Source organism: Tepidiphilus sp. J10, assembly GCF_006980785.1.
Taxonomy (GTDB): domain Bacteria; phylum Pseudomonadota; class Gammaproteobacteria; order Burkholderiales; family Rhodocyclaceae; genus Tepidiphilus; species Tepidiphilus olei.
Window position 1 is genome coordinate 231,264 of record NZ_SBHP01000001.1, and the last position, 19,449, is coordinate 250,712.

Below are 19,449 nucleotides of genomic sequence, written 5' to 3' on the forward strand. Positions count from 1 at the left end.
CTGCGGCAAACGTTCCGCGAATCATGATGACATGCCGTCGTACCCCGGCAGGGATCATTTTCTCTGGAGAAAAAAACGATGTTCAAAAAAACGCTCGCCCTCTCGCTCGCCAGTCTCTTCTGCCTGCCCGCGCTCGCCCAGTCCGGGATACAGCTCTATGGTTCGGCCGATGCCTTTTTCAAATACGGCAAAGTGATGGGCGACAAAACGGTCGGGATCGACGACGGCGGCATCGGCAACAGCTTCTTCGGCCTTCGCGGCGAAGAAGATCTCGGCGCCGGCCTCAAAGCCGTCTTCGTCCTCGAAGAAGGGTTCAGCATCGACAGCGGCAAATCCTGCTGCATGAGCTCGACCGATAGCGAAGCCAACGGCGGCAGCGAAGCCTTCACCCAGCAAGCCTACGTCGGCCTCAAAGGCGCCTTCGGCCAGCTCGCCCTGGGGCGCCAGTATGCCCCCGGGTATTTCACCGACCCCTACGACGCCTTGCAAGGCATGACCCCGAGCCCGCAGAACTGGCTCTCACAGCTCGCCAACCTCACGATCACCCCCAACGATCCGGCGCGCTGGAACAACTCCGTCGGTTACAGCGGCGAATTCGAGACCATCGGGGTGAGCGCCATCTACTCGGCCGGCAATCTCGAGACGAACCAGGCGCACGGCATCTCGCGCACCGACGACGACAAGTACGGCCTCGGCCTGCGCTACGAGAACGGTCCCTTGAAAGTCGGCGCCATCTACCAGGCCGTCAAATACAAGGCACAATACGACGGCGGCTGGGGCAAGGCTCCCGCCCGCGAAAACGAGACGCAGAAAGACTGGATGCTCGGGGCAGCCTACGACTTCGGCTTTGCCACCCTTGCGGGCTCCTGGCAGCAGGGCCGTGACGTGCTCGGCGCCAGCGGCTTCGATGTCCACCTCTGGCAGGTCGGCCTCATCATCCCCGTGGTGGGCGAAGACACGCTCAACCTCGCCTATGGCCAGGCCAAGCTCGACGGCGGCAACGCCATCATGGGCGATGGCGGCAGCGTCAAACCCAAATCGCTGGGAGTGGCCTATCTGCATCCGCTCTCCAAGCGAACCACCGTCTATGCCGCCTATACCTGGGTTGATCACGACGATCTGCGCTGGGATCAGGCGACCGCCCTCGGCCAGGACGACAACGGCCATGCCGACGACAGCAAGGTGGGCGATACCAACCTCTTCTATCTCGGGCTGAACCACCGATTCTGAACCCGACGTGACCATGACTCCAGCGAACCTCTCCCAACGCCCTTGGTTCCTTGCCTTGCAAGCCTTGCCGCCATCGGCCCCCTGGCCATCGACCTCTATCTGCCTGCCCTGCCGGCGATCGGCCACGATCTCGGTGCCTCGGCGGCAAAGGTACAATAGTCGGTGACGGCATTCCTCGCCGGTTTCTCGCTAGGGATGCTCTTGTCCTTCTCCGCCATGTTCGTTTACATCACGGTCAGCCCTCATGTGCTCATCGAGCATTACGGTTTCTCCTCGACCGCCCATGCACTGGTCTTCTCGAGCAACGCGACGGGAATCCTCCTGGGCAACTACCTCAACAGCCGGCTGCTGCATCGCCTTGGTGCCGTGCCCCTCATCGGTCTGGGTGCCGTCGCGACCAAGCCTCGCCATCCGCAAACGAACAGTATGGCCAAAAGCCTCAATGAGCGTAGGTAGTTGAGCGAGCCGCGCGCCACCCACTGCTTCGACAGTCACGAAGTGCTCGAAGCGACGATTCAGCGACACGTCTGGCTGTATAATTGCTTCATTCAGTAAGCCTTGGCTCATGCCATGTCACACCCATCGAAGCCATGAAAAAATGGTACGAGGGAAAACCAGAACTCTTCATAAAAGGACCACGGAATCGCCCGGGACTTGACATATAAGGAAAGGAACTTTTAAAATCAAAACAATTTATAAATAAATTCTCCTGTGCAATCCTATATGTTACATTTTTTCTTTTAGCTTAGCGAGGGATGGACTCATGACAAAAAATTTTTCCATGATCGCAATCCTTTTGGCCTGTACTGGTTGCGCTTCAGTAGTGAATGACACAACCCAGCCGATAAAAGTTGAAACCAAAACGCCTGAGGGAGAACTTGTTACAGGCGCAGAATGCAAACTATCAAACGACTATGGAACAATGACTGTCAAATCAGGGGATACAACCCAAGTTCGCCGCTCTAGTAAAGATTTAGACATTACGTGCAAAGATTCAAAAAACCCAGAAGCTAAGGCTCGAGCTATCTCGCGCGCTAATGGTGGCATGTGGGGGAACATCGTTTTCGGTGGTGGTATTGGAGCCATTATTGATCACAACAAAGGTACCGCATACACATATCCGACATGGGTTCAACTTGTATTTGGAAAAACACTTGTCTTTGATCGCTCCGCCGAGAAAGAAGGGCAACCAACTCTAGGCATCGAACCGAGCACATCCACAGCGTTGACTGCAAGCACCAGACCAAGGGAAGATTGAGCCTAGCAGGCCGTTGAAAATCGCACGTACGCCCTCAGGCACGATACCGACGATGAGGGCGGTTTCCATCCCCTCTCGCAGCATGATGAGAAAAGGAACGAGCATCGTCGCCATCCCGTGTGCGACGAAGTAGCGGCGACGACAACACATAGAAAACGATATTGTAAGTCATTCTCGATTTCATTTAAACAAAGAACGACCGCGAAAAGGATCCCGCCGCGGGACGAGCTCCGCGGCAGGGTGCCGACAGCGAAGAGATCAAACAGAAAGGGGTTCGGCCAAATCCTGGCACAGGGCAGCGAGATAGCACAGACCCGAGATGGCGCGGGTGCCGTACCACGACACCATTTCGCCATCGACGAGCGTCACCGGCACCTCCGCTCCGAGCAAGCGGGGAATCTCTTCGGCGTGGTCCCGGGTGAAGCGATAGGGTTCGGAAGGCAGCAGCACGCGCGCGATGCCCGCCTGGCGAACGGCGGTTTCGTCGATCACGGGATAACGGGGTTCCTCGATCGCGGGCCAGGTCTGCCAACCCACGGCCCCCAGCATGGCGGAGATCCAGGTGCTGCGGGCCACCGTCATCCACGGCTCGCGCCAGATGGGATAGAGCACGCGCTCCTGCGGCAAGGAGGCAGCGATCGTGCGCGCGAGTTCCAGCACGGATTCGAAGGCTTGCACGGCATAGTCCGCCGCCTCCTCGCGGTCGAACACCCCGCCGAGCAGACGAAAGAGCGCGACGTTGTCTTCGAGCCGGCAGGGATGGGTGACGATCACCTCGATGCCGGCCGCGGCGATCGCCTCGACCTGTTCTCGTCGGTTCTCATCGACGTTGACGATGACGTGCGTCGGCTCGAGCGCGAAGAGGCGCTCGAGGCGCACGTCCTTGGTTCCTCCCACTTTGGGCAGGTCCCGCACCTCGGCGGGATGGATGCAAAAACCGGTGCGCCCCACCACCGCTTCGCCCAGGCTGAAAGCAAAGAGCGTCTCGGTGAGCGAAGGCACCAGCGAGACGATGCGCGGCGTACCCCGGGCCCGGCGGTGCGGCACGCCCAGCGCGTCGTACCACAGCGTCTCAGCCATCTCGCGGAGCTCCCGCCGAGGGTGTACCGGCAGCGGATCCCTGCTCCGCCGGAGGCTCACCTGCCGCCGCGGTCCCGGGCGCGGAGTATGCCGCTGCCACAGCGGGTTCATCCCCATCGATCTCCCCGACGCAGGGGGGACGGCGCAAGTTGGAGAGCAAGCGCGCGACGTCCTCTTCCTCCAGGGTTTCCTTGGCGAGCAGCTCCCGGGCCGCCGCCTCGAGCTGGTCGCGGTTCTCCCGGAGCACGGCGAGCGTGCATTCGAAGGCTTCCATCACGATGCGCCGCACTGCCGCATCGATGCGCTCGTGAAGCGCTTCGGATACCCCCAAGGTTTCGCCCGGCGCGGGGGCCTGCGTATCGAGGAAACGCGGACGGCTCTGCTCGAACACCACGAAACCCAGTTCGTCGTCCATGCCGTAGCGCGTCACCATGTCGCGCGCGATCTGGGTCGCCCGCATGAGATCGTCCGCCGCGCCGGTGGACAGATGGCCGAAGACGAGCACCTCGGCGGCGCGCCCGCCGAGCAGCACCATGATCTTGTGGCGCAACTCCTCGCGGGTCATGAGGTAGCGGTCCTCGGAGGGACGCTGCAGGGTGTAGCCGAGCGCACCGATGCCGCGCGGCACGATGGAGATTTTGTGCACCGGGTCGGTGCCCGGCAACGCCCGCGCCACCAAGGCATGTCCGATCTCGTGATAGGCCACCACCCGACGCTCACGCTCGCTCAGCACCCGGTTTTTCTTCTCCAGGCCGGCGACGATGCGTTCGAAAGCGGCGGTGAAATCGGCCAGGGTCACGGCATCGGCGCCCCGACGCGTGGCCACGATGGCCGCTTCATTGACGAGGTTGGCCAGATCCGCCCCGCTGAAACCGGTCGTCATGGCAGCGATTTGCTCGAGGTCGACCTCGGGCGCGAGGCGGATTTTCTTGACGTGCACCTCGAGGATCTGCAAGCGCCCGTTCTTGTCGGGCCGATCGACCAACACCTGCCGGTCGAACCGCCCGGGCCGCAGCAGCGCCGGATCGAGGATCTCCGGTCGGTTGGTGGCCGCCAGCACCACGATGCCCGAAGAGGAATCGAAACCGTCCATCTCGGCGAGCAGCTGGTTGAGGGTCTGCTCCTTCTCGTCATGCCCGCCGAAACCCGGGAAGGCCCCACGCGCGCGGCCGAGGGCGTCGATCTCATCGATAAATATGATGCAAGGAGCATGTTTGCGCGCTTGTTCGAACAAGTCTCGCACGCGCGCCGCGCCCACGCCGACGAACATCTCGACGAATTCCGAGCCGGTGATGGAGAAAAAAGGCACTTTCGCTTCGCCGGCCACCGCCTTGGCGAGCAACGTCTTGCCGGTTCCCGGCGGCCCCACGAGCAGCACGCCTTTGGGCATGCGCGCCCCGAGCCGGCCGTAGCGTGCCGGATCTTTGAGGAACTCCACCACCTCCTTGAGCTCGGCTTTGGCTTCATCGACGCCCGCCACGTCATCGAAAGTGACGCCGGTGTCCTGCTCGACGAAGACCTTGGCGCGACTCTTGCCGATCGACATGAATCCGCCCATGCCCTGTTTCTCGATCACCCGGCGAAACACGTAGTACCACAGGGCGAAGAAGACGAGTACCGGGACCACCCAAGAGAGGAGATCACGGAAAAACGTGTTTTCTATGACTCTAGTATAGGGAACTTCGTAGCGATCCAGGCGCTCGGCCAGATCCGGCTCGACCCTCGCCGTGGCGATGGCCACTTTCCGGCCTTCGGGCGATTTGAGGCGGCCGGTGATCACCCGATCGCCGATGATCACCTCGGACACGCGACCTTCCGCGAGCGCCTGCTCGAATTCGGTGTAAGACACCGTCTCCACGACGTTGGCTGCCTGCCACTGGCTCTGCAGAAAGAGCAGCAGGGCGATGGCGATCAACCAATAGCCCACATTCCATTTGCGCAATTGCTCTTCGTTCATGGCATTCCCCTTCAGGGTTCATCGCGCCAGGAGATGCCGGCGCGATCGAGCATGCGCCGCAAGCGGGCGATTTCGTCGATGAGCTCCATCATCATCGCCGCCGCGGTGAAACTGGCCTCGAAATCACGCATCAGACGGCGCATGCGGCGCACCCGCTCCAGGGCCATTCCTTCGAATCGTGGCGCCCCCGCTTCGATCAGACCGGCCTCGATCAAGCCTTCTTCCCACAGCGCGCGCACGAAGGAAGGGGAGGCCCCTGCCGCCACCGCGAGCTCCTCGAGCGTGAGCCAGCGCTCGCCGCCCAACCATTCGCACGACACCACGATCGCCGCGTTCATCCCTGCTCCTCCTCACCGGCCCCAACGCGCGCGCGGATCGAACCGCACCTCGCGCGCCATCGCCGTGAAATGTTCCCGCACCTTTGGATCGCTCGAAGGCGGCAACACCACTTCGAGCACCGCGTAGAGATCGCCCGGAGGGTCGCTCGGCAGCCCCTTGCCCCGCAGCCGCAGCTTGCGGCCGTGCTGCGAATCCGGCGGAATGGTGAGCGTCACCGGTCCTTCCGGCGTGGGAACCTGGATTTTGGCACCGAGCACCGCTTCCCACGGCGCCACCGGCACCGTCAGGTAGAGATCCTTGTCCTCGACACGATAGAGCGGATGAGGGCGGAATTCCACTTCCAGGTAGAGATCGCCCGGCGGACCGCCGTTCATTCCAGGACCGCCCTGCCCGGCGAGCCGGATTTTCTGCCCCGCCCGGATGCCCTTGGGAATGCGCACGTTGAGGGTGCGCTCACGCAGCACCACGTGGCCGGACGCATCGAGCTCGGGCACACGCAGGGTCACGGAACGCGTGGCACCCTGCAGGCTGTCTTCGAGATCGATGAGGATCTTGGCGTGGTGGTCTTCGCCGCGCAAGGCAAAACCGCCGGTACGACGCTGGCGCGCCCCGCCCGTGCCACGGTGCATGCGCCCGAAGAGCGACTCGAAAAACTCGGAGAAATCCGCCCCTTCGAAAGGCCCACCGCCCGGCGCCCCGCGGAATTCGAAGCCGGCATCCCAGCCCGGCGGCGGCGAGAAGTCCTCGCCCTGACGCCAATGCTCTCCCAGCCGATCGTACGCGGCGCGCTTCTCCGGATCGGAGAGCACTTCGTAGGCCTCGTTGATCTCTTTCATGCGCTCGGCCGCGTCGGGCTCCTTGCTCACGTCCGGATGGTACTTGCGCGCGAGCTTACGCCACGCCTTCTTGATTTCCTCCGCCGTAGCCGTGCGCGGCACGCCGAGAATCTCGTAGTAGTCGCGAAACTTCATTCCGTACCGCCTCCGAACAGCCGATGAGTGCGCTCCGGGCGGCGACGGTTTCTAGCCGCCCGGGTCTCTCCATTATTGGAGACAGAGAGGAAAATTACAAGCGCGGCGCGATGAAGTACCAGTACCGCACACGTGATGCAACCCTTGAAATTCCCACCGAGACAACCTATACCAATAAACGCAACACACGCGTTTATTGGTGATCCCGGTGCCGGACCTTCTCGTCCGGCCGATATTCAAGGAGGCAGCACGATGGTTACGACCCTCTTTCCCACCAACCTGTTCGAGGAGTTCGACCGGCTGCAGCGCGAACTCGACCGCCTGTGGAGCGGCTGGCCTGCGGCCATTCGTGAAGTAGCGCTCGACACCGTCTATCCGGCCATCAACATCGGCCGCACACCCGAGGCGGTGGAAGTGTATGCCTTCGTACCTGGCGTGGATCCGGCCAAGCTCGAAGTCACACTCGAGCAAGGCGTGCTCACCATCGCCGGCGAGCGCTCCTCGCCGATTCCGGAGAACGACCAGGTCACGGTCTATGCCAACGAGCGCTTCGCCGGCAAGTTCCGCCGCACCATCAGCCTGTCCGAGGATCTCGACCCCGACAAGGTCGAGGCGACCTACCGCGACGGTGTGCTGCGGCTTCGCATCGCGCGCAAGGCCCATCTGCAGCCGCGCCGCATCGAAATCAAATGATCACAAAAGGAGGAACGGCCATGGCTGAAACCAACGTCACCACCCGCCCCGGCAGCGAAGTCACCGCTCAAGCCCAGCGCGTCCCGACTGCGGTGCCGCGCGTCGACATCATCGAGGATCAGACCAGCATCACCCTGTGGGCCGACCTGCCCGGTGTGAGCCGCGATTCGCTGGAGATCAAGGTGGAGGGCGACACCCTTACCATCGAAGGCAACGTGTCGCTTCCCGTGAGCGAAGGCATGGAGCCGATCTACGCCGAGATCCGCGCCCCGCGCTATGCCCGCAGCTTCACCCTGTCGCGCGACCTCGACACCGCCGGCATCCAGGCCAAGCTCAACCAGGGCGTGCTCGAGCTGCGCATTCCGAAACATCAGCAAGCTCAACCTAAGCGCATCACGGTGCAGGCTGGCTGATTCCTTCATTTCCGGTACGGAAATGACCTTTTTGGCCGCCCATCGCCGGGCGGCCTTCGTCTGACGCAGAGGAGGACGAAGTATGAGTTCGGTACTGGAGCAATGGAAATCCGGCCTCGGCCAGAGCTGGGAGCATCTGATGGAGGGCTGGCGACAGCTGTGGGAACGGGCCGCCGGCGCGCTCACCCGCTTCCAGCCCCGCGAACGCAACGACGAAAAAAGCGCTTCGCCCAATCTGCCGGCGCCGGCTGGAGGCGTGCGCTGGGCGGTGCTCGGCGCCGACATCTACGAGACCGACGAGGCGCTCGAAGTCCGCGTCGAGATCCCCGGGCTCGACCGAGAGGATCTCGAAGTCGAGGTGCTCGACGGCCAGCTCGTGATTCGCGGTGAGAAACGCCTCGAGCGCGAGGAAAAACAGGGGCAATACCGTCTCATGCAATGCGCCTACGGCCGCTTCCAGCGCGCCATCGCGCTCCCCGTGCCGGTCAAGGCCGAAGAGGCCAAGGCGGAATATCGCGACGGCGTGCTCAAAATCACGCTGCCCAAGGCCGAGACCGCAAAAACCCGGCGCATCGCCGTTCAAGGTTGACCTTCTCTTCATCCCTGTCCGACGGCGGCCTGCGTGGCCGCCGTTTTTGCCCGCCCCATCCCCCCTGCCTTCGCCCTTTCCCGTACAATGAGCGCTTCGCACCGTCTGGAATCCGCCGCATGCGCTCCGCCCATCGCTTCACGCTGCTCTCGCTCCTTTTCATCCTTTTCATCGTGCTCGCCGCCTCGCTGGGCACGCTGCTCGCGAAGACCGCCGGAACGACCCCGGCCCAGCCGCGCGCCATCGCCCCGCGCGGCGAGCTCACCGCCGACGAGCGCAATACCGTCGAGATCTTCGCCCTCACCTCGCCCTCGGTGGTCCATATCACCACCGCCCGCCAAGCGCTCAACCTCTTCACCCTCAACGTGCTCGAAATCCCCCAGGGGACCGGCAGCGGCTTCGTCTGGGACGAAGCCGGGCATGTCGTCACCAATTTCCACGTCATCCAGGGAGCGGACGCGGCCCGCGTCACCCTGGCCGACCAGAGCACCTGGCGCGCCAAGCTCGTCGGTGTCTATCCCGACCGCGACCTCGCGGTGCTGCGCATCGACGCCCCGCCCGAACGCCTGCGCCCCATCCCCATCGGCGAGAGCAAGGGGCTCAAAGTGGGGCAGAAAGTGCTGGCGATCGGCAACCCCTTCGGGCTGGATCAAAGCCTCACCACCGGCGTGGTAAGCGCGCTCAACCGGGAGATCCAATCCGTCACCGGCCGTACCATCCGCGGTGTGATCCAGACCGACGCAGCCATCAACCCCGGCAACTCCGGCGGGCCGCTCCTCGATAGCGCCGGCCGGCTCATCGGCGTCAATACCGCCATCTACAGCCCCAGCGGCGCATTTGCCGGCATCGGTTTCGCCATCCCCGTCGACGAGGTCAACCGCATCGTGCCGCGGCTCATCCGCGAGGGGCGCATCCGCCGCCCCGTGCTCGGCATCGCCGCCGCCTCCCCCGCCTTCAACAAGGCGCTGGGCTTGCCTCCCGGAGTGGCCATCCTGCGCGTTGACCCCGACGGGCCGGCGGCGCGCGCCGGCCTCAAACCCTTCGTGCCGGTCACGGAAGGCAGCGTCGTCGTCGGCGACCTGATCGTGGCCATCGACGGCATTCCCACGCCCGATGCCGACACGCTCCTCGACGTGCTCGAGCGCTACCGGCCCGGCGACACCGTAACACTCGAAGTGCTGCGCGGTACCGAACGGCGCCGAGTTGCCGTCACGCTGGATGCCGCTGCCTCCTGATTCTTCTTTTTCACCATGAACCTTATCTTCGCCGCCTTCATCTTGATCGCCTTCGCCACTGGCGCCGGCCGCGAGCTCAGTGGCACGACGGGCGTGATGACAGCCATGAGTCAGGCGGTCATCGACGCTTCGCGCGCCGCCGTCGAGCTCGCCCTGGGGCTGGTGGGCGTGATGGCGTTCTTCCTCGGATTGATGAAGATCGCCGAGCAAGGCGGATTGCTCACCGCCACGGCCCGCCTCATCGCTCCGCTCATGCGCAGGCTCTTTCCCGAAGTGCCGCCGCAGCACCCGGCCATGGGCGCCATGATCATGAACTTTTCGGCGAACCTGCTGGGGTTGGGCAATGCGGCCACGCCCTTCGGCATCCGCGCCATGCAGGAGCTCGACCGGCTCAACCCCCACCCGGGTGTCGCCACCGACGCCATGGTGCGCCTCCTCGCGATCAACACCTCGGGTCTGGCGCTGCTGCCCACGGGCGTGATCGCGCTGCGCGCGGCCGCCGGCAGCATCGAGCCGGCCGCCATCCTCCCTACCACCCTCTTTGCCACCACCTGTGCCACCCTGGTGGCAATCTTCCTCACGCCGCTGCTGGCGCGTTTCTACCCCGCACCTCGCCCAACCCCTCCGGTGGTCACGTATTCCAGCGACGCGCACGTGTGCGAAGAGACGCCGCCGCTCGCACCGCTGCCCCGCTGGGTAGGATGGACGGTAGCGCTCGCTTTCGTGGCGCTCATCGCCGCGAGCGTGCGCCATGGGCAGATCGTCTCGGCCTGGATCGTACCCACCCTCGTCGTTGGATTCATCGTCTATGGCCTCGCACGCGGGGTGGCGGTCTATGAGAGTTTCGTCGATGGCGCCAAAGAAGGTTTTCAGGTGGCGCTGCGCATCATCCCCTATCTGGTCGCCATCCTCGCGGCCACGGCGCTTTTGCGCGCAAGCGGCGCCCTTCCCTTCTTCGTCTCGCTGCTCGCGCCCATCACCGGGCCGCTGGGGCTGCCCGCCGAAGTGCTGCCCATGGCCATCCTGCGGCCGCTATCGGGCTCCGGCGCCTTTGCGCTTCTCGCCGATCTGCTCAAAGACCCGAACGTCGGCCCCGACAGCTATGCCGGTTGGCTCGCTTCCACGATTCAGGGCTCGACCGAGACCACTTTCTACGTGCTCGCGGTCTATTTCGGCGCCGTCGGCATCAAGAAGATGCGCCACGCCATCGCCGCGGGGCTGGCGGCGGATCTGGCTGGCGTCATCGCCGCCGTTTTCATCTGTTCCTGGCTCTACCCGGGCGCTGCGTGAGCGCTCGCGCCACGCTACAATAGTGGCATCTCCCGTCGCGGATCTTTGCCATGCTCCACGTCCTCGTCATCCCCGTCACGCCGTTCGCGCAGAACTGCTCGCTACTGTGGTGCGACCGCACCGGTGAAGCCGCCGTCATCGATCCGGGCGGAGACCTCGAGCGCATCGAGGAGGCGATCCGTACCCGCAACCTGAACATGCGCCAGATCCTGCTCACGCACGGCCACATCGACCACGCCGCCGGCGCCCCGGAGCTCTCCCGTCGTCTGGGCGGGATCCCCATCATCGGTCCCCAGGAAGAAGAAGGCTTCTGGCTCCAGGCCCTGCCGGAGCAGGCCCGCACCTTCGGCTTTGGCAAAGCCGAAGCGTTCCTGCCCGATCGCTGGCTCGAGGAGGGCGACACGGTACGAGTGGGAGAGCACACACTGGAAGTCCTCCACGTACCCGGCCACACGCCGGGGCATGTGGTCTACTTCGCGCCCGACGAGCGCCTCGCCTTCGTCGGCGACGTGCTCTTTGCCGGCTCGATCGGGCGCACCGATTTTCCCCGCGGCAACCACCGCCAGCTCATCACCGGCATCCTCACCAAGCTGCTGCCCTTGGGCGACGACGTGCGCTTCGTCCCCGGACACGGGCCCATGTCGACGTTCGGCGAAGAGCGCGCGCACAATCCCTTCCTCGTCTAGGGAAACGCTGAATAATTGGCTGCGCGGGCGAATCGCTGCGTTGCGCGGTGCTCGCTCCCTCGCCTATCCACTCGATATGTCTCGGTCGCTGCGCTCCGTGCGCCTTGCGCTTCATCCCGCTCGCTCATTTCTTCAGCGTTTCCTTGGCATCGCTCATTCGGCCCGGTAGCGACCCGGCGCCCGTGCCCATTCCTCGGTGAGTCCCCACGCGTCGGGATCCGGAACGGCCGTCTCCAGGCGATCCTGCTCACGCTGAGGCAAATCGGGAAAAAAGTCGATGCCCGTGGCCTCTTCGATCGCACGCACCGTGGTGAGATAGGCCCGCAGATCGGCCTGCGGTGGCGTCTCCTGCGGCATGAGAAAAGCGAGCACCCGCAGGCGCCCTTCTTCGTCCTCCGCCCAGAAGATGCGAAAGAACGCCTTGGGCACCGCGATCCATTCTGGCGAGAACCTCGGCGGATGCTCGTCGAACACCGGCCCCGTCACCACCCACAGCACGCGCGCGTTCGGCGCGAAACGGTCGGCCTCCACCGCTTCGAGCCGCTGCCAGCTTCCCTGATTGAGCGACGGGCGCTGTGGCGCGACGTTCGATAGCAAAAAAGTGGCACGCTGCGCCTCGGGACCATAGCGTGTCCCGATGAGGAAATTCGGTGCCATGTGGCCCCTATCGAACCCCGAATTGCGATAGGACTCGTGGCGTACACACCACCAACCCAGGCGGCAACGCCAGGTACGCATATCGGGCTCGAAACGCGCAGGGCGCCGCTGCAGGCGATGATTCGGTGGCGGATCGGCGCGATAAGCCACCCAGCGCGGCACCCCGTGCCATTCCGAATAGCCCACCACGAACCCCGGATTGACGAGCTCCGTCACCGACAGCCGATCGACGAATCCGCGCATGCGCGGCCAGCCCCCGGGCGAATCCTGCGGCAGTGCGCTGCCGGACGACCAAGCCCAGAAGAAAACCACCAACGCCACGAGCACCAGCACCGAAATCGAGGAGCGTATCCTGCGGCCCACCGCCGACCTGCGTCGCTTCACGTCCACCTCCTTCGTTGCCAAAAAACTCATGATTATAGGCACCCCAGATTGCCTTCCCCGCCCGGCTTTTCTACAATTCAGCCTCTGCTGCGGACACCCCCACCCATGCTCGAACGCCTCTTCCAGCTCAAGGCCCACGGCACCGACGTGCGCACCGAAGTGCTCGCGGGGCTCACCACGTTCCTGACGATGGCCTACATCGCCTTCGTCAATCCCGAGATCCTCGGCTCGGCCGGCATGCCGCGCGAGGCCGTCTTCACGGCCACCTGTCTCGCAGCCGCCATCGGCTCGGCCATCATGGGGCTGTACGCCAACTATCCCGTCGCACTCGCGCCGGGAATGGGGCTCAATGCCTACTTCGCTTTCGTCGTGGTCGGCACCCTCGGCCATTCCTGGCAGACGGCGCTGGGAGCCGTTTTCATCTCTGGCTGCCTCTTTCTCGTCGTCTCGATACTGCGCATACGCGAGTGGATCATCGACGCCATTCCCGCGAGCCTCAAATCCGCCATCACGGCCGGCGTGGGCTTTTTCCTCGCCCTCATCGGTCTGAAGAACGCGGGGCTGGTAACGGCGCACCCCGTCACCTTCGTCACCCTCGGCGACCTGCACCACCTCCCGGTGCTCCTTGCCGTGCTCGGATTCCTCGCCATCCTGGTGATGGAAGCGCGCCGCGTCACCGGTGCGGTGCTGCTCGCCATCCTCGGCGTGACGCTCGCTGCCGTAGCCCTGGGTCTCGTACCCTTCCAGGGCTTGTTCGCCCCTCCGCCATCGCTCGCCCCCACTTTCCTGCAGATGGATCTGAAAGGGGCGATCGACATGGGTATTCTCTCCATCGTGCTCACTTTCTTTCTGGTGGAACTGTTCGATGCCTCCGGCACGCTGATCGCGGTGGCCCAGCGCGCGAAACTGCTCGATGCCCGAGGGCGTCTACCGCGCCTGGGTCGAGCGCTCATGGCCGACTCCACCGCCATCGTGCTCGGCGCCTCGCTGGGAACGTCCTCGACCACCGCCTACCTCGAATCCGCCTCGGGTGTCGCCGTGGGAGGCCGAACGGGACTCACCGCCGTGGTGGTGGCGATCCTTTTCCTGGCCATGCTCGTGTTCTCGCCGCTCGCGGCCATGGTGCCGGCCTACGCCACGGCGCCGGCACTGCTCTACGTGGCCATCCTCATGGCGCGCGGGCTGGCGGAAGTACAGTGGGACGACCTCACCGAAGCAGCACCGGCCGCGGTCACCGCCATCACCATCCCCTTCACCTTCTCGGTGGCCAACGGCTTGGCCTTCGGCTTCATCACCTACGCCGCCCTCAAGCTCCTCACGGGGCGCGTGCGTGAGTTGCCGCTCGCCGTGGCCGTGATCGCGACCGTCTTCCTCGTGAAATTCCTCTGGCTGTGATCACGCCAGAACGAAAAAATACTCCCATCATAAAAAAACGAGGGTAAACTTCGCCCTTCTTCACCCTCTAACCGGTCACCGGAGGCTGCCGCCATGCTGCTGTGGTTCGTGATCGCGTATCTCGCCCTCTCCATCGCCATCGGCTTGTACGCAGCCACCCGCGTGCACAACGCCCGTGATTACATCGTCGCCGGCCGCAACCTGCCTTTCGCCGTCGTCCTGGCCATGGTGTTCGCTACCTGGTTCGGTGCAGAGACCGTGCTCGGAATCTCCGCCACCTTCCTCGAGGAAGGCTTCCACGGACTGATCTCCGATCCGCTAGGCGCTTCGCTGTGTCTGGTGCTGTTCGGGCTCATCTTCGCCCGGCCGCTCTATCGCATGAACCTGCTCACCCTGGGCGACTTCTTCCGCCGCCGCTACAACCCCACGATAGAAATGGTCTTGTCGATATGCATCGTCATTTCCTATCTCGGCTGGGTGGGCGCGCAGATGACGGCGCTGGGCGTGGTCTTCAATGCGCTCACGAACGGGGCGATCTCGAACACCCAAGGAACCCTCATCGGCGCCCTCGTCGTTCTCGTCTATACGATTTTCGGTGGCATGTGGTCCGTAGCCTGGACCACCTTCGTCCAGATGATCGTGATCGTCATCGGCCTCTTCTTGGTCGCCCTCTACGCCGGGGACCTGGCGGGCGGCCTTGCTCCCGTGGTCGACAAAGCCGCTGCCGAGGGAAAGCTGGAATGGCTGCCGGAGCGCAACTGGCTCTCGATCTTCACCTGGATTTCGGCCCTGATCACGATGGCCCTCGGTTCGATCCCGCAGCAGGATGTATTCCAGCGCGTCAACTCTTCGAAAAACGAATTCGTCGCCGTCTGGGCCACGACCCTGGGCGGCATCTGCTATTTCCTCTTCGCCGCCGTGCCGCTATTCATCGCGTATAGCGCCACGGTGATCGATCCGCAGCTGGTGCAAACTTTCCTCGATCAGGATTCCCAACTGATCCTACCGCTCTTCGTCACGACCCACATGCCGCTCTGGCTGCAGATCGTGTTCTTCGGCGCCTTGCTCTCGGTCATCATGAGTACCGCCAGCGGCACTCTGCTCGCCCCTTCGGTAACCTTCACGGAGAACATCCTCAAGAGCACCTGGCCGACGCTGACCGACCGGCAGCTGCTGTTAGCGACGCGGCTGACGGTGGTGGCGTTCACGCTCATCGTGCTCGTCTACGCACTCTGGTCGAACGACTCCATTCACGGCATGGTCGAAAAAGCCTATCGGGTAACCCTCGCCGGCGCCTTCGTACCGCTCGTCGCGGGGATCTTCTGGAAGAGGGCGAATTCGCTCGGAGCCACTTTCTCAGTGATCCTGGGTATCGGTACCTGGCTATTCGGCGAGCTGGTGTTGCCCGAATCCGAGATCGAGCCGCAGATCTATGGTTTCCTGGCCTCGATCGTAGGAATGGTCACTGGCACCCTCCTCGGCCCCAAAGATCCTCATCTGCCGAAACGCACCCGCCAGCATAACGCCGCCTCGGCCACCCATCACGTCGCCTCGCGCCGCTGAATCCTTTCCTCACGCACCTTGACCAGGGTCAAGGTGCGTGCGCAGCATTTCGGCTATCCTGCACCTCTTCGTCCGAAGAGGTGCAGGATGCCATCTTCCACTTCGCCCGTGACCGGGCGCCGCCCCGAACTCGTCTGTCCGGTCGGGAATCGGGCCATGCTCGAAGCGGCCGTCGAACAGGGAGCGGACGCCGTCTATCTGGGATTCAAAAACGCGACGAACGCGCGCAACTTCAATGGGCTCAATTTCGACGAAGACGGTATCGCCCGGGCGATCGACACTGCGCATGCGCGAGGCTGCCGCGTATTCCTCGCTCTCAACACCTACCCCCAAGCCGAGGGTTGGACCCACTGGATGGCGGCGGTCGATCGGGCCGCCTCGCTCGGCGTCGATGCCCTCATCCTCGCCGATCTCGGTCTCCTCGCCCATGCGCGCGAGCGCCATCCCGAGCTACGCCTGCACTTGTCGGTGCAAGGCTCGGCCACGAACTACGAGGCGCTCACCTTCTACCACGAACGCTACGGCATCGAGCGCGCCGTGCTGCCGCGCGTGCTCTCGCTCGAACAAGTGGCGCAGGTGGTTCGGCATAGCCCCGTGGCGGTCGAAGTCTTCGGATTCGGCGGCCTGTGCGTGATGGTCGAAGGGCGCTGTACCCTCTCGGCCTATGCCACCGGCCAGTCGCCCAACTGCCACGGCGCCTGCTCTCCGGCCAAGTTCGTGCGCTGGAACGAAACGCCGCAAGGGCTGGAGGCGCGGCTCAACGGCTTTCTCATCGACCGCTATGCCCCGGATGAACCGGCCGGCTACCCCACCCTGTGCAAGGGCCGTTTTGCCGTCGGCGGACACACCTATTACGCCATCGAGGAGCCCACTAGCCTCAACACGCTGGAGCTGCTGCCGCGCCTCATCGAGATCGGGGTCGCCGCCATCAAGATCGAGGGACGCCAGCGCAGCGCCGCCTACGTGGCGCAGGTCACGCGCGTGTGGCGCGAAGCGATCGACGCCGCGCTCGCCGCTCCTCAGGATTTTTCCCCGAAGCCTCAGTGGCTCGCCGCGCTCGACCGCGTCAGCGAAGGCGCGAGCCACACCCTCGGTGCCTATTCCCGGCCGTGGAAATGACCCCCATGAACCCGCTTTCGTTCGAACTGGTGCTCGCCCCCATCCCTTACTTCTGGCCGCGCGAACGCGTCCTCGCCTTCTACGAGGCGATCGCCGAGACGCCCGTCGACACCGTCGTCTTGGGTGAGACCGTCTGCGCCCGTCGCGCCGAATTGCGCCTGCCCGACTGGATCGCCCTCGGACGCGACCTCAGGGCCGCGGGCAAACGGGTCGTTCTCGCCGGCTACGCCCTCATCGAATCCGAATCGCATCTCAAGTGGGTACGCCGCCTGGTGGAACAGGACGAATTCGCCGTCGAGGCCAACGAGATGGGCACGGTGCGCCTGCTCGCAGCCGCCGGGCGGCGCGACTGGGTCGCTGGAGCCTCACTCAACGTCTACAATCCCCAGTCCCTCGCCCAGCTCTCCGAGGCCGGGGCGCGCCGCTGGCTGCCGCCGCCGGAGCTTTCACGCGCAGCGCTCGCGCGGCTGCTCGAAGGCTTTTCCGCCTTGGGAAGAGGAACGATCGAGACCGAACTACCGGTATGGGGACACCTTCCCCTGGCGCATTCGGCGCGCTGTTTCACTGCCCGCCATTATCAGCTGCAAAAAGACGCCTGTGAATTCCGCTGTCTGCAGCATCCGGCAGGGCTGCCGCTCGCCACACGCGACGGAACCGACTTCCTCGTGCTCAACGGCGTGCAAGTCCTCTCCGCCCGTCCGTGGTCCTTGATGGACCGCCTCGAAGAAGCCACTTCGCTCGCACAGGCCCTGCGCCTCGTGCCCGCCCCCGAAGGCACGCCCGAGCGGATCGCCGCCCTCGACCGTGCCCGACGTTTCGGTGAAATGCCCGCTTCCGAGCTGGAATCGTGCAACGGCTTCTGGTACGGTGAGAGCGGCTTCGTGTATCGTGACCCCTCTTCTTCCCCCACTGCCCCCCGCGCCCAATGAAAGAATCCCGCTTCGCCTTTCCGCCCGCGCTCGCCCGGATCGTCTCCCGCTTGCCTCAGACCCCGCCGGCGGCCGTGCTCGCCTTCACCCTCGACCGACTGCTCTTTCCCCGCCTGCCGCTCGCGGACCTCGAAGCGCTCCTGGAGCAGCCGCTGCGCATCGAGGTGAGCGACCTCGGATTGCGGCTCGCCCTCACGCTCACCCGGCAAGGCTTCCGCCCCTTGCCGCTGTACGTCGCACCGCGCCTGACGCTGCGTGCCACCGCTCGCGACTACCTCGCCCTGCTACGTCGGGAAGAAGACGCCGACACCCTCTTCTTCCAGCGGCGCCTGGCGCTCTCCGGCGACACCGAATTGGGGCTGCTGGTGAAGAACACGCTGGATGCGATCGAGCTCAAAGTTCCTTTTCTACCGCGCCCTCGGTGAGGTAGCGGGGGCACTGTCGCAGATCGGCAACACCTCTTGGTGGCAACTTTGATCCAGAGCAAACTTTGGCGCTTTTTCTCCCATGGAAACAGCGGAGGCGGCTAAATTCGTCTTACAGGTTTTTCTTCCACCGGAGGTCCTTCATGATCCGCAAGCCCTTGTTCGCCGCAATCGCGGCCGTCTTTGCCGCCTCTGCCGTCCAAGCGGCCCAGCCCAATCTTTCGGCCGAGCTGCGCGAAAAAGCCAAGGCCCTCATCCAGCCGATCGAACCGGCGAAGATCGAGCATCCGGCCAAGGTCGACCTCGGCCGCCAGCTCTTCTTCGAGCCGCGCCTGTCGATGTCCGGCATCATCTCCTGCAACACCTGCCACAACCTCTCGCTGGGCGGGGTCGACAACCTGAAGACCTCCATCGGTCATAAATGGCAGCCGGGCCCGGTCAATGCCCCCACCGTCTTCAACTCCTCGCTCAACATCGCCCAGTTCTGGGATGGGCGCGCCGCCGACCTGCAGGAACAAGCCGCCGGTCCGATCCAGGCACAGGTCGAGATGGCCATGCCCCACACGCTCGCCGTGGCCGTGATCCAGTCCATCCCTGGCTACGTCGAAACGGTCAAAACCATCTATGGTACCGACGTCGTCACCCTCGATCACATCACCGACGCCATCGCCGAGTTCGAGAAAACCCTGGTCACGCCGAACGCGCGCTTCGACCAATGGCTCAAGGGCGACGACAAAGCGCTCACCGCCACCGAGCTCGAGGGCTTCAAGATCTTCTATGAGAGCGGCTGCATCGCCTGCCACAACGGCCCCAACCTCGGCGGCAATTCCTTCCAGAAAATCGGCGTGGTCGAGCCGTACAAGTCGACTTCGCCTGCCGAAGGCCGCGCGGCGGTGACCAAGAAGGACGAAGACCGCTGGTACTTCAAGGTGCCCACGCTACGCAACGTCGAGCTCACCTATCCTTACTTCCACGACGGCGAAGCCGCCACCCTGGAAGACGCCGTCACGCTGATGGGGCGCCTGCAACTCGGCCGCACGTTCACCGACGACGAACTGAAAAAAGTCGTCGCTTTCCTCCACACGCTCACCGGCGAGCGGCCGCAAATGCCCTTGCCGTTGCTGCCGCCTTCCGGGCCCGAGACGCCGCGCCCCGACCCCTTCAAGTGACGCTCACCCGGCGGTGCCCGCAACGGGCGCCGTGACACGGGCGGAAACACTTCTCCGAGTCCGGATG

Annotated in this window: 21 protein-coding genes; 16 read left to right on the forward strand and 5 right to left on the reverse strand. The window is 64.1% G+C overall.

The genetic code is table 11. The annotated features are described in order from the left end of the window. Nucleotides 1-78: 78 nt before the first annotated feature. From EPD81_RS01140 to EPD81_RS01155, 3 genes are all read left to right on the forward strand, one after another. On the forward strand, nucleotides 79-1,230 hold the full coding sequence (locus tag EPD81_RS01140; protein ID WP_142803609.1) for a porin: 1,152 nt from the start codon (nucleotides 79-81) through the stop codon (nucleotides 1,228-1,230). A gap of 162 nt (nucleotides 1,231-1,392) precedes the next feature. Further along, nucleotides 1,393-1,686, forward strand: a complete 294-nt coding sequence (locus tag EPD81_RS01150) for a multidrug effflux MFS transporter (RefSeq protein ID WP_142803610.1) — start codon at nucleotides 1,393-1,395, stop codon at nucleotides 1,684-1,686. 307 nt (nucleotides 1,687-1,993) lie between these two features. Then, nucleotides 1,994-2,488 (forward strand): hypothetical protein, encoded by a 495-nt coding sequence (locus EPD81_RS01155; protein ID WP_142803611.1) that lies wholly within the window; start codon nucleotides 1,994-1,996, stop codon nucleotides 2,486-2,488. A 258-nt stretch (nucleotides 2,489-2,746) separates the two neighbouring features. On the opposite strand, the gene EPD81_RS01160 is transcribed toward EPD81_RS01155, so the two are convergent. Genes EPD81_RS01160 through EPD81_RS01175 form a run of 4 tightly spaced genes read right to left on the reverse strand, consistent with a single transcriptional unit; the run spans nucleotide 2,747 to nucleotide 6,835 of the window. After that, complete coding sequence (locus EPD81_RS01160; protein WP_142803612.1) at nucleotides 2,747-3,568, reverse strand: helical backbone metal receptor; 822 nt, start codon at nucleotides 3,566-3,568, stop codon at nucleotides 2,747-2,749. Beyond that, on the reverse strand, nucleotides 3,561-5,525 hold the full coding sequence (ftsH, locus tag EPD81_RS01165) for an ATP-dependent zinc metalloprotease FtsH (protein WP_142803613.1): 1,965 nt from the start codon (nucleotides 5,523-5,525) through the stop codon (nucleotides 3,561-3,563). The genes EPD81_RS01160 and ftsH overlap by 8 nt, the downstream gene beginning before the upstream one ends. A gap of 11 nt (nucleotides 5,526-5,536) precedes the next feature. After that, nucleotides 5,537-5,863 (reverse strand): chaperone modulator CbpM, encoded by a 327-nt coding sequence (locus EPD81_RS01170; protein ID WP_142803614.1) that lies wholly within the window; start codon nucleotides 5,861-5,863, stop codon nucleotides 5,537-5,539. 12 nt (nucleotides 5,864-5,875) lie between these two features. After that, nucleotides 5,876-6,835, reverse strand: coding sequence for a DnaJ C-terminal domain-containing protein (locus EPD81_RS01175; protein WP_142803615.1), 960 nt, complete (start codon nucleotides 6,833-6,835; stop codon nucleotides 5,876-5,878). Nucleotides 6,836-6,858: 23 nt separating this feature from the next. Between EPD81_RS01175 and EPD81_RS10620 the strand changes: the two genes are divergently transcribed. From EPD81_RS10620 to EPD81_RS01205, 7 genes are all read left to right on the forward strand, one after another. Next, nucleotides 6,859-7,038 carry a hypothetical protein gene (locus tag EPD81_RS10620; RefSeq protein ID WP_185955318.1) on the forward strand — a complete coding sequence of 60 codons (180 nt, stop codon included), beginning with the start codon at nucleotides 6,859-6,861 and terminating at the stop codon, nucleotides 7,036-7,038. A 49-nt stretch (nucleotides 7,039-7,087) separates the two neighbouring features. Beyond that, nucleotides 7,088-7,528, forward strand: coding sequence for an Hsp20/alpha crystallin family protein (locus tag EPD81_RS01180; RefSeq protein WP_141055258.1), 441 nt, complete (start codon nucleotides 7,088-7,090; stop codon nucleotides 7,526-7,528). A 20-nt stretch (nucleotides 7,529-7,548) separates the two neighbouring features. Further along, a complete protein-coding gene (locus EPD81_RS01185) occupies nucleotides 7,549-7,941 on the forward strand; it encodes an Hsp20/alpha crystallin family protein (protein WP_142803616.1) in 393 nt (130 codons plus the stop codon). Between the two features lie 82 nt (nucleotides 7,942-8,023). After that, entirely contained in the window at nucleotides 8,024-8,530 is a 507-nt protein-coding gene (locus EPD81_RS01190; RefSeq protein WP_055424354.1) for an Hsp20/alpha crystallin family protein, read from the forward strand. A 119-nt stretch (nucleotides 8,531-8,649) separates the two neighbouring features. Continuing rightward, complete coding sequence (locus EPD81_RS01195; RefSeq protein ID WP_142803617.1) at nucleotides 8,650-9,765, forward strand: S1C family serine protease; 1,116 nt, start codon at nucleotides 8,650-8,652, stop codon at nucleotides 9,763-9,765. 15 nt (nucleotides 9,766-9,780) lie between these two features. Beyond that, nucleotides 9,781-11,055: a nucleoside recognition domain-containing protein gene (locus tag EPD81_RS10885; protein ID WP_142803618.1), complete on the forward strand. Its 1,275-nt coding sequence runs from the start codon at nucleotides 9,781-9,783 to the stop codon at nucleotides 11,053-11,055. 50 nt (nucleotides 11,056-11,105) lie between these two features. Beyond that, complete coding sequence (locus tag EPD81_RS01205; RefSeq protein WP_142803619.1) at nucleotides 11,106-11,741, forward strand: MBL fold metallo-hydrolase; 636 nt, start codon at nucleotides 11,106-11,108, stop codon at nucleotides 11,739-11,741. 153 nt (nucleotides 11,742-11,894) lie between these two features. On the opposite strand, the gene EPD81_RS01210 is transcribed toward EPD81_RS01205, so the two are convergent. Continuing rightward, nucleotides 11,895-12,782, reverse strand: coding sequence for a DNA/RNA non-specific endonuclease (locus EPD81_RS01210; RefSeq protein WP_169116261.1), 888 nt, complete (start codon nucleotides 12,780-12,782; stop codon nucleotides 11,895-11,897). 105 nt (nucleotides 12,783-12,887) lie between these two features. Between EPD81_RS01210 and EPD81_RS01215 the strand changes: the two genes are divergently transcribed. The 6 genes from EPD81_RS01215 (at nucleotide 12,888) to EPD81_RS01240 (ending at nucleotide 19,382) form a co-directional block, all read left to right on the forward strand. Then, on the forward strand, nucleotides 12,888-14,177 hold the full coding sequence (locus EPD81_RS01215) for an NCS2 family permease (protein WP_142803621.1): 1,290 nt from the start codon (nucleotides 12,888-12,890) through the stop codon (nucleotides 14,175-14,177). A 93-nt stretch (nucleotides 14,178-14,270) separates the two neighbouring features. Beyond that, nucleotides 14,271-15,740, forward strand: a complete 1,470-nt coding sequence (locus tag EPD81_RS01220) for a sodium:solute symporter family protein (protein WP_142803622.1) — start codon at nucleotides 14,271-14,273, stop codon at nucleotides 15,738-15,740. An 87-nt stretch (nucleotides 15,741-15,827) separates the two neighbouring features. Next, nucleotides 15,828-16,859 carry a peptidase U32 family protein gene (locus EPD81_RS01225; protein WP_142803623.1) on the forward strand — a complete coding sequence of 344 codons (1,032 nt, stop codon included), beginning with the start codon at nucleotides 15,828-15,830 and terminating at the stop codon, nucleotides 16,857-16,859. Between the two features lie 5 nt (nucleotides 16,860-16,864). Continuing rightward, a complete protein-coding gene (locus tag EPD81_RS01230) occupies nucleotides 16,865-17,788 on the forward strand; it encodes a U32 family peptidase (RefSeq protein ID WP_142803624.1) in 924 nt (307 codons plus the stop codon). Then, nucleotides 17,785-18,213, forward strand: a complete 429-nt coding sequence (locus tag EPD81_RS01235) for an SCP2 domain-containing protein (protein ID WP_221929156.1) — start codon at nucleotides 17,785-17,787, stop codon at nucleotides 18,211-18,213. The genes EPD81_RS01230 and EPD81_RS01235 overlap by 4 nt, the downstream gene beginning before the upstream one ends. Nucleotides 18,214-18,356: 143 nt before the next feature. Beyond that, on the forward strand, nucleotides 18,357-19,382 hold the full coding sequence (locus EPD81_RS01240; RefSeq protein ID WP_142803625.1) for a cytochrome-c peroxidase: 1,026 nt from the start codon (nucleotides 18,357-18,359) through the stop codon (nucleotides 19,380-19,382). The last annotated feature ends 67 nt before the right edge of the window (nucleotides 19,383-19,449 follow it).

What these genes read in the sequence shown, in the direction of transcription:
- EPD81_RS10620 (WP_185955318.1), top strand. Translation starts at nt 6,859, where the DNA reads ATGAGTGCGCTCCGGGCGGCGACGGTTTCTAGCCGCCCGGGTCTCTCC.
- EPD81_RS01175 (WP_142803615.1), bottom strand. Translation starts at nt 6,835, where the DNA reads ATGAAGTTTCGCGACTACTACGAGATTCTCGGCGTGCCGCGCACGGCT.
- EPD81_RS10885 (WP_142803618.1), top strand. Translation starts at nt 9,781, where the DNA reads ATGAACCTTATCTTCGCCGCCTTCATCTTGATCGCCTTCGCCACTGGC.
- EPD81_RS01170 (WP_142803614.1), bottom strand. Translation starts at nt 5,863, where the DNA reads ATGAACGCGGCGATCGTGGTGTCGTGCGAATGGTTGGGCGGCGAGCGC.
- EPD81_RS01190 (WP_055424354.1), top strand. Translation starts at nt 8,024, where the DNA reads ATGAGTTCGGTACTGGAGCAATGGAAATCCGGCCTCGGCCAGAGCTGG.
- ftsH (WP_142803613.1), bottom strand. Translation starts at nt 5,525, where the DNA reads ATGAACGAAGAGCAATTGCGCAAATGGAATGTGGGCTATTGGTTGATC.
- EPD81_RS01160 (WP_142803612.1), bottom strand. Translation starts at nt 3,568, where the DNA reads ATGGCTGAGACGCTGTGGTACGACGCGCTGGGCGTGCCGCACCGCCGG.
- EPD81_RS01140 (WP_142803609.1), top strand. Translation starts at nt 79, where the DNA reads ATGTTCAAAAAAACGCTCGCCCTCTCGCTCGCCAGTCTCTTCTGCCTG.
- EPD81_RS01180 (WP_141055258.1), top strand. Translation starts at nt 7,088, where the DNA reads ATGGTTACGACCCTCTTTCCCACCAACCTGTTCGAGGAGTTCGACCGG.
- EPD81_RS01195 (WP_142803617.1), top strand. Translation starts at nt 8,650, where the DNA reads ATGCGCTCCGCCCATCGCTTCACGCTGCTCTCGCTCCTTTTCATCCTT.
- EPD81_RS01155 (WP_142803611.1), top strand. Translation starts at nt 1,994, where the DNA reads ATGACAAAAAATTTTTCCATGATCGCAATCCTTTTGGCCTGTACTGGT.
- EPD81_RS01225 (WP_142803623.1), top strand. Translation starts at nt 15,828, where the DNA reads ATGCCATCTTCCACTTCGCCCGTGACCGGGCGCCGCCCCGAACTCGTC.
- EPD81_RS01230 (WP_142803624.1), top strand. Translation starts at nt 16,865, where the DNA reads ATGAACCCGCTTTCGTTCGAACTGGTGCTCGCCCCCATCCCTTACTTC.
- EPD81_RS01215 (WP_142803621.1), top strand. Translation starts at nt 12,888, where the DNA reads ATGCTCGAACGCCTCTTCCAGCTCAAGGCCCACGGCACCGACGTGCGC.
- EPD81_RS01235 (WP_221929156.1), top strand. Translation starts at nt 17,785, where the DNA reads ATGAAAGAATCCCGCTTCGCCTTTCCGCCCGCGCTCGCCCGGATCGTC.
- EPD81_RS01185 (WP_142803616.1), top strand. Translation starts at nt 7,549, where the DNA reads ATGGCTGAAACCAACGTCACCACCCGCCCCGGCAGCGAAGTCACCGCT.
- EPD81_RS01220 (WP_142803622.1), top strand. Translation starts at nt 14,271, where the DNA reads ATGCTGCTGTGGTTCGTGATCGCGTATCTCGCCCTCTCCATCGCCATC.
- EPD81_RS01205 (WP_142803619.1), top strand. Translation starts at nt 11,106, where the DNA reads ATGCTCCACGTCCTCGTCATCCCCGTCACGCCGTTCGCGCAGAACTGC.
- EPD81_RS01240 (WP_142803625.1), top strand. Translation starts at nt 18,357, where the DNA reads ATGATCCGCAAGCCCTTGTTCGCCGCAATCGCGGCCGTCTTTGCCGCC.